This window comes from Vulcanisaeta sp. EB80 (assembly GCF_002078205.2).
Genome location: NZ_LCWN02000013.1, coordinates 33,670 through 41,297 on the forward strand (window position 1 = coordinate 33,670; position 7,628 = coordinate 41,297).

General features: G+C 46.3%; 12 protein-coding genes and 1 tRNA gene. 7 read left to right on the forward strand and 6 right to left on the reverse strand.

The annotated features are described in order from the left end of the window. Position 1: 1 nt before the first annotated feature. The 3 genes from B7L70_RS03950 to B7L70_RS03960 form a co-directional block, all read right to left on the reverse strand. Positions 2 to 430: a DUF2286 domain-containing protein gene (locus B7L70_RS03950; protein WP_081226593.1), complete on the reverse strand. Its 429-nt coding sequence runs from the start codon at positions 428 to 430 to the stop codon at positions 2 to 4. Positions 431 to 545: 115 nt separating this feature from the next. Next, a complete protein-coding gene (locus B7L70_RS03955) occupies positions 546 to 1,163 on the reverse strand; it encodes a CDP-alcohol phosphatidyltransferase family protein (protein ID WP_081226607.1) in 618 nt (205 codons plus the stop codon). After that, entirely contained in the window at positions 1,144 to 1,491 is a 348-nt protein-coding gene (locus tag B7L70_RS03960; RefSeq protein WP_081226594.1) for a PadR family transcriptional regulator, read from the reverse strand. Before B7L70_RS03960 ends, B7L70_RS03955 begins: the two co-directional genes overlap by 20 nt. 121 nt (positions 1,492 to 1,612) lie before the next feature. Between B7L70_RS03960 and B7L70_RS03965 the strand changes: the two genes are divergently transcribed. The 4 genes from B7L70_RS03965 to B7L70_RS03980 all read left to right on the forward strand — a co-directional run bounded on the left by B7L70_RS03965 (position 1,613) and on the right by B7L70_RS03980 (position 5,089). Beyond that, positions 1,613 to 2,878, forward strand: coding sequence for a Glu/Leu/Phe/Val dehydrogenase (locus B7L70_RS03965; RefSeq protein ID WP_081226595.1), 1,266 nt, complete (start codon positions 1,613 to 1,615; stop codon positions 2,876 to 2,878). A gap of 292 nt (positions 2,879 to 3,170) precedes the next feature. Next, positions 3,171 to 3,247: transfer RNA gene (locus B7L70_RS03970), tRNA-Asn, on the forward strand. A gap of 312 nt (positions 3,248 to 3,559) precedes the next feature. Beyond that, positions 3,560 to 3,730, forward strand: coding sequence for a hypothetical protein (locus tag B7L70_RS13240; protein ID WP_162009087.1), 171 nt, complete (start codon positions 3,560 to 3,562; stop codon positions 3,728 to 3,730). A 33-nt stretch (positions 3,731 to 3,763) separates the two neighbouring features. After that, positions 3,764 to 5,089 carry a hypothetical protein gene (locus B7L70_RS03980; RefSeq protein ID WP_143701529.1) on the forward strand — a complete coding sequence of 442 codons (1,326 nt, stop codon included), beginning with the start codon at positions 3,764 to 3,766 and terminating at the stop codon, positions 5,087 to 5,089. 56 nt (positions 5,090 to 5,145) lie between these two features. Here B7L70_RS03980 and B7L70_RS03985 read toward each other — a convergent pair whose 3' ends face one another. Continuing rightward, positions 5,146 to 5,355, reverse strand: a complete 210-nt coding sequence (locus B7L70_RS03985; RefSeq protein ID WP_081226598.1) for a hypothetical protein — start codon at positions 5,353 to 5,355, stop codon at positions 5,146 to 5,148. A 35-nt stretch (positions 5,356 to 5,390) separates the two neighbouring features. Here B7L70_RS03985 and B7L70_RS03990 point away from each other — a divergent pair, with 35 nt between their 5' ends. The 3 genes from B7L70_RS03990 (at position 5,391) to B7L70_RS04000 (ending at position 6,549) form a co-directional block, all read left to right on the forward strand. Continuing rightward, positions 5,391 to 5,852 (forward strand): hypothetical protein, encoded by a 462-nt coding sequence (locus B7L70_RS03990; RefSeq protein ID WP_143701530.1) that lies wholly within the window; start codon positions 5,391 to 5,393, stop codon positions 5,850 to 5,852. Continuing rightward, entirely contained in the window at positions 5,849 to 6,052 is a 204-nt protein-coding gene (locus B7L70_RS03995) for a hypothetical protein (protein ID WP_081226600.1), read from the forward strand. Before B7L70_RS03990 ends, B7L70_RS03995 begins: the two co-directional genes overlap by 4 nt. Before the next feature lie 152 nt (positions 6,053 to 6,204). Further along, positions 6,205 to 6,549: a pirin-like C-terminal cupin domain-containing protein gene (locus B7L70_RS04000; protein ID WP_081226601.1), complete on the forward strand. Its 345-nt coding sequence runs from the start codon at positions 6,205 to 6,207 to the stop codon at positions 6,547 to 6,549. A 56-nt stretch (positions 6,550 to 6,605) separates the two neighbouring features. On the opposite strand, the gene B7L70_RS04005 is transcribed toward B7L70_RS04000, so the two are convergent. Together B7L70_RS04005 and B7L70_RS04010 are read right to left on the reverse strand one after the other, a co-directional pair. Next, positions 6,606 to 6,920, reverse strand: coding sequence for a hypothetical protein (locus B7L70_RS04005; RefSeq protein WP_081226602.1), 315 nt, complete (start codon positions 6,918 to 6,920; stop codon positions 6,606 to 6,608). 65 nt (positions 6,921 to 6,985) lie between these two features. Continuing rightward, entirely contained in the window at positions 6,986 to 7,426 is a 441-nt protein-coding gene (locus B7L70_RS04010; RefSeq protein WP_081226603.1) for a hypothetical protein, read from the reverse strand. Between the last annotated feature and the right edge of the window lie 202 nt (positions 7,427 to 7,628).

Genomic DNA, 7,628 nt, shown 5'->3' on the forward strand with positions numbered 1-7,628 from the left:
ATCACTCCTCAAGGAACTCTTCGCCCTCTGGTGATAGTGATGAAAGTATGTTATTGATTACTTGGTTAATGATGTCATCGTTTATGTAGGGCATTATCACGACAAACTTGTCGGCCTCCATGTCCTCCCCCATCCACCTATTGCTGTATATTATCTCGTACGTGGGTATCTCAACCTCAGCCTTATTACCAACCCTCTTAACGCCGTATTTTTCCACCTTCTTATATAAATCCTTACTTAATGGCAGGTCAAGATTTATTGTTTGGGGAACCTTAAGAACGATGAAATCGGACTCCTCAGGGTTCCACCTATCCAACAACCTCTTAACGTAGTTCTTCACCGTATCCACAAGGTTGGCCTTCACAACCTCCTTATTGGCTATGCTCTCCCCCTCCACATACACAACGACATTCTCGCCCTCTTCAGGCATAACCCCTGTGGTTAATTCTGGGGCTTGATTAATAAAAATTGCGGACACGCCAATCAAGACACGCGGAGTCAGTAAATAGGGCCATCATTAACTTAGTCATCAAATTACGGACAACTCATGGGCCCCCACTTAATGACTTAACTACGACTAACAATCTCTCTACGGCTGTGACGTTAGTTAATACTGCCAGCAGTAGGAGCCCGTAAAATATTATGGATCCTAATTGAGTAATAATGTATATTATGAGTATGGCCAGAACAAGAAGCAACCTCTCCTCCCTCTCAAGAAGCCCAACACCAAGCATCCTAACGCCAAGCGCCTCTGCCCTAGCCCTGGCGTAACTAGTCATTAGGGAACCAAGTAACGCAAGCAATAGAAAGATAGTACCTAGGAAGCCTCCATCATGTATTAACCAGAGGTCAATTAGGGCTATGAAGTCGACATACCTATCCAACGTTGAATCAAGAAAGGCCCCTAGTTTAGATGTACGTCCCCAGTACCTCGCAACCAAGCCATCAAGCATATCGAAACCACTGGCCAGTATTAGTAATACTAGGGCTGTAATGTAAGCCCAATATACGTGCATCAACACAATAAGCGGTGTTGGGAAAGCTATTAGTAGGGATGAGACGGTTAGGATATTAGGGTTCCTAGGTAAAATCTTGATAAGGCCCTTTTCTAGGGCCCTCCTTCCAATCCTCTCTATCTCATCCTTAAGTTTGCCGAGAACCACAATCGACACCGCAACTAAAGACATCCTTAAGTATTGTGGATATAAAATCCCTAGCCTTGAGCCACAACTCCACGGTCTCCGGTCTCAACCTGTACATCTTCGAATCACCACTCATGAAGGTTTCAACTAAGCCATCTCTTTCCATCTTGTAGAGGACTACGTAGACACCCACGTTCGTTATATCAATGTTAAAGCGGGTTTTGATCTCCCTTGCAATCTCATAACCATACATGGGCCTATCCATTAATAACCTAACCACGTAAATCCATAGATTCTCCTTGGTAAGCTTCGTCATGAGCCTCGCCAATGCCTTTTTACTCGCAGACATATCAGGGACTTAACATGAGCGAGGAATTAATACTTTTTATGAGGTGGTGCTCATTCGTAGTATGCCGTATTACATAAGCCAATAGAGAAAGGTTTAATAACTCATCACTTACATAGTCTCGATGTCACTAAAGGGGACTACATTCCTAGAAAGTGTGTTACAAACCCTAAAGAGGGCTATAGAGTTAGGAGGATATCCTCAGGAGGTCTATGAAATACTAAGTAGACCCCAGAGAATAATCACGGTAAACATACCAGTCAAGATGGATAACGGCAAGATCCAGGTTTTCACGGGCTATAGGGTACAACACAACAACGCCCTAGGCCCATATAAGGGCGGTATAAGGTTCCACCCAGAGGTCACGCTCGATGAGGACATAGCACTGGCTACAGTAATGACGTTCAAGAACGCACTAAATGGCTTACCCTACGGTGGTGGTAAGGGTGCTATCGCAGTTGATCCTAAGAAGATCAGTAAGAGGGAGCTTGAGGAGTTGAGCAGGGGTTATGCCAGGGCATTGGCTCCATTCATAGGGCCCGAGACCGATATACCAGCCCCTGATGTTGGGACAGACCCACAAATAATGGCGTGGATGGTCGATGAGTATAGTAAAATAGCTGGGCGCAATGTACCTGGCGTATTCACAGCAAAGCCCATTATCCTATGGGGCAACCCCGTTAGGGAGTACTCAACAGGTTTTGGCGTTGCTGTATGGGCTAGGGAGGCCGCGAAGAAGGTGTGGGGTGGCATTGAGGGCAAGACCGTGGCTGTGCAGGGATTTGGCAACGTGGGCTACTGGGGAGCCTACTGGTTGATTAAGATGGGCGCTAAGGTTGTTGCTGTAACAGACAGCAAGGGCGGTGTCTATAACCCGAAGGGTCTCGACCTAACGGCAGTTAAGGCAGTTAAGGATAAGACAGGCTCCGTCATTAATTATGACGCTCCTGGAACAAGGAAGGTAACGAATGAGGAAGTTCTAGAGCTGCCAGTTGATGTATTAGTGCCAGCAGCCCTGGAAAACGTGATACACAAGGGTAATGCCAATAACATAAAGGCAAAGCTCGTGGTTGAGGGCGCCAATGGACCAACAACAGCCGATGCAGAGCAGGTACTGCACAGGAAGGGTATTTGGGTATTACCCGATCTAGCAGCCAACGCTGGCGGTGTCGTCATGTCCTACCTGGAGTGGGTTGAGAATCTACAATGGTACTTCTGGGATGAGGAGGAGACTAGAAATAGGCTGGAGAGGATACTCTTGGACACATTCAACAGGGTAATGATTAGATGGAGTAAGTTGGGTACGGACAACGTGACCATCAGGGAGGCAGCCTACGTAGAAGCCGTCGATAGGATATATAACGCGATGAAGGTTAGGGGTTGGATTTAGGACTGGGGTCAAGTAAGTCATAATTTTAAATAAGTCCAACCCTCATTTTCCCTCTTAACGATCTCCGCAACACCAATATTAAGAAGTTCTACGTAATTAAGAACGAACAATATATAGAAAAAATCAAGGAATTATTCCCGGAAATCACGTGGCCATGGGTATCAGAAAAACCGAGGAACTATTTAGAGAACTACAAAGCAATAAAGCCAAGAAGATTTACGAAAAACACGGATTCAAACGGGTAGGCAAAACATGAAGAAAAACTTATAACCAAAAACAAAAGAAACATAACGCCACCGTAGCTCAGCACGGTAGAGCGGCGGGCTGTTAACCCGTAGGTCCCGGGTTCAAATCCCGGCGGTGGCGCCAACGAATTTTATTCTATATTTCTCGGGTTTGGTTGGAAATTGTTTAACCCCCGTGGGTATGAGTTTGTGGGACTAGAGCGTGGTTGTGCTTGGTGTCTGTTTCTCCGCGTTTGTGTGTTGTCGCATCGCCAACCCTCACCGCGGGTTTAATTTACATGGATCAAAAATCAAATTATTCATGTAATTCACCAAAATTCAGTGCGAGGGAGATACTGAATCGCTCATAACTATTTCAACCTGGCTCGGCTCACTTTTTATGAACAGCCGAAGTTAAAAAAAGTCCCGTGTAATAAGTGATTCCCGTATGTGGTTTGTGCCTAAATCTAGGGCCTTGCTTGTGATGATTGTCCTTGCCTTGGCGATAGCCTCAATAGTTGTCTTGGCCTTGGTGCCAACCCCAGTAACGCCGAAGCCCTTCATGACCTATCGCGGTCTTGGTTACTTGGTTATTATTACAATGTATCGGTGTTTAATTACCCAGTAGTTGTCTTTAGGGGGGTTCATGAATGGTGTCCCCGTGCCTTTCACTGTTAGTTTGTTCGCAATAGCTCCCAACCACATATACACGGTTGGCTACTACAGCGGCTACGGCTCTGTGGCTGTTAATTTGACTGGTTCGTTGGTTAGGTACATAGCCAGTAGGTGGCTTGGGGAGTTCAATGGTGCGCTGAACCCATCACTAATAGCATTCATAACGTACGGAGAGGGGAACAGGACATGGACTGTGATTGTGGCGATACCGTACAAGCCGAGCTGGGTGGTAAGCCAGGAGCCAATAGAGATCACGGTAAACGCGAACTTCACAGCAGTGAAGCCTGTGATTGCCGTGCCAATGACAAAGCCAACAAGCACCACGCAGAGCGAACCAACAAATGGTCTTGGCAGCGACCCATTTGGTTATATATACGTTACTAGTTGTATAGGCAATCCTAACGTTACCTACCCACCCCCACCACCGTCATCACCGCGAGGAGCCTATGATTACTATTGGGTCCTGCGGCAATGCAGTTTGTTCGAGGGTCCAATACCACTATTGTTCGTGGGTTGGAGCCAAAACGCAATACAAAGCATAAGTAGTATTGTGATTAATAATATAGGTGGCACGGCGCGGTCAGGCCCAGGGCTATTTGGTTCTGTCAATGAGAGCGGAAACCTAATGCTGGTGGGCCCAACAATCACATTCTCACAATCATACACAATAGAGATGCCGAATGGACTTTCGGGTGTGAATATTACCTATGGTTCATCACTCACAGAGATAATCAGTAATACGATGCTAACATATACCGTGCCATCCTCCGGCTTCTTCTACATAGGCTTGCCCGGCAATGTCTCCTACGTAGCGTTTCAGGAGTATGAGGGTGGTTATGGCCCCTTGGATAATTGGGCTAATGGCACAGAGTCACTCTCACTATTGCCTCAGGACTTCTTCGATAATAAGTACTTATATGTTTACCCATACATCGATGTTGGCAATGGCTCAATTACCGGGATGTTCGCGGAGGTACTCCATGCCTACGAGATGCGTAGGCAGTTGGTAGTAAGTCTCGATGATGGCTACAATAGTGTGGCTAATGTGAGTGCGTGTCCAAGCCCACTATATGGTTACCAGGAGTTGACTGGAAACCTCGCCTTTGTCGAATACACGTTGGGTAATGCTATTACTACCTATAGTCCGAGACCGGTGAATATCGCACCCCTCCTCGAATCACTACTCCCCGGTGTATACGTTGGTGAGGCACCCACCATTGTGGGTCATTTAATCACAGGCCCAGGCACTGCCTCAACCATCGCCGGCGCCTTCATAGACACCAACCACCTCTTAACCAGAACAGGGACCTAACCATCAAACAAAAACCAAGAGAGAGGAATTAAGCATTACCAAACGAGGACCCACACCTACCTCTCACACTCACGCAACCCGAGGTAGTAGTTTGAGGCGTTGATTATCATGCCCATTGGGTATATTGATGATGAACCGCCTGGGTTTGTTGCCTGCGGACTACCTATCAACGTTATGTAGAATGAGGGGCTTGATGATGGGTTGAAGTTAACATAAACATTAGCGCCTATTCTTTGTTGGCTTTGTTTTTGTGAGCTTTGCTTCATCCCTCTGGCTACTGCTTAGTTCTGTGCTCACGGTTATGCCGATTCCTCTTCCGTATTGGTTGCTGTACACTCCTGGTAACATGGTCAGGGCTGGAGTCGTTGTTGCGGCTTTGATGCTTGCTTTGTACACATACCTCGGTGTTTCCCTGGTTTTGAGCAAAATGCATAGGGGCTTCATACCGATAACAATGGTCATCGCATTCGTCATTGGTTTCGCCCTACTACTGGCTAGGTTAGCAATACCAGCACTGGTCATTTTAGTCATAGCGTATGTAATGCTCATTGGCACATACGCAGTGCTGATCAGCGTGGCAACAACTAGGGCATCCAAGGCACTGTGGGGTGTTGCCACAATAATCTTAACACTAATACCGCCAATACTCATTGGTGGTGGGCTGGCAGTAATGAACTACATAAAGTACATGGCATTGATTGAGCAAGCAACAGCAATAATCGCATCAGCAATAGAGACATGGAAACTGGGTGTTGGGCAATGAGGGTCCTCACCACCTCATTACTGATAGCCATAACAATCGCCGTAATCACAGCCCTCGCATTGCCCCTAACCCACGGCACCAAGCCAATGGAGACAAACACCAACACACCAATGTCATCAGGTACGAGACTAGACACTCCCATCTATGTTGTTGACCCTCAATCATCAATCCAGGAGTTAACAAGTGCCGGCGTATCTTGATCATTAATCAAGCCAATTAGCCTAAGTCAATTGCCTGACTTACCTAACAACAGTGTTGTTGTGGTTGATTGGTCTGTGGTTGGGTCTTACGTAGATGCAAACATTAATGGTAATGTTACGTTGAACCCGGCGAACCCGGGCCTGTTCAGTACATGGATGTACAATTACCTGAGGAATCATCATTCAACTACCACGTAAAGGACGGCTACACAGCAATCGCCTATGTTATTGAAGGAGCAGCACGTTTCGATAAGGGAGGTAGGACCGCGTCATCTAGGGAATTGGTTGTTTACTCAAGGGATGGTGAGGACATTACTGTGGAGACTGGTGATAAGCCCGTTAGATTCCTATTATTGGCAGGTAGACCCTTAGGTGAACCGATCGCGTGGTATGGGCCGATAGTCATGAATACGTGGGATGAGGTGATGGAGGCCTTTGAGGAATTGAGAAAAGGTACGTTCATAAAGGCGAGGGCTGAGGTGCAGGATTATCAGTGATCTACATCGGTTAGTGGGAAATTGATTTCTGTCTTTATTAGGGATTGATTGTGACTTCACGCATTACATGCATGGTTTATTAGATCCACGAGGTTCCCAAGCCCCATCTTTAATATGAAAAACACTAGCAGGTACTGTCTATGCCCATCGTTCACCAACAGGCACTTTCTCTCCCTACATTGTTCATTAATCACATCACCCAGGTTCTTACCCACGTACTTACTTGGTGCAGTAACCACGTTATCTTCCGCAATTATCAAGGACTTTAGGTTACAGATACACATTATTTCAAAAATGATATTTTCTACGCATTCCTGGGCATTTACGGTCTTGATCATAGCCACATTACCACTAATATCAACCCTCTGCATCATTGCTATATCTAATTTCAAATTTAAAATGATTTTTAACGTCAAAACCATAGGCTAACTAGGACCTACTCCCCCGTCTCGGGTAAGTACCTTCTGAATAATCCGTAGTAGAGTACGATGCTGAATATTACCGTGAAAATAAGCGTTGAGGCAATCATGGTGTATATGGCCACCAGCGGTAATGGTATTGTCTCATTCAACAATTCATTAACTGGAATACTAGCATTACCACTTAGGAATAGGTATGGGTACCTGGATCCATCATTCACGAACTCCATTAACACGAGTATTAACTCGGAGAGTATACCTGCGGTTATCGCTAGAGGCCTATTCACGAAACCCATCATTGCATTGTACAGGGCTATCGCACCGACTATTGTTAAGGCAACTACCAGCACTATTGCGGTGTAGAATAGTGGGTATACGAAGCCGAGGCTCGGTTTTCCACCTAGCAGGGGCCCTGCTATGTTATTGACTATGTATGGGTCGTACCCGGCGAGAACCACGTAGTAGTACGCCCCAGCTATTGATTAGGCAGTTTCGGTTTTCATGATTATTCGTGGGGTTTATTACCATTGGTAGTGAAGTGATGGTTTATTAACCCTAACCTCAACATCCCTAGTTGTACCCCTGGGTTTCCGAGAGCCGTAGGGCTGGGAACCGCGGGCGACCGTTGGGGAGCCACTACGGTGAGGGGCTCGGGGAGAC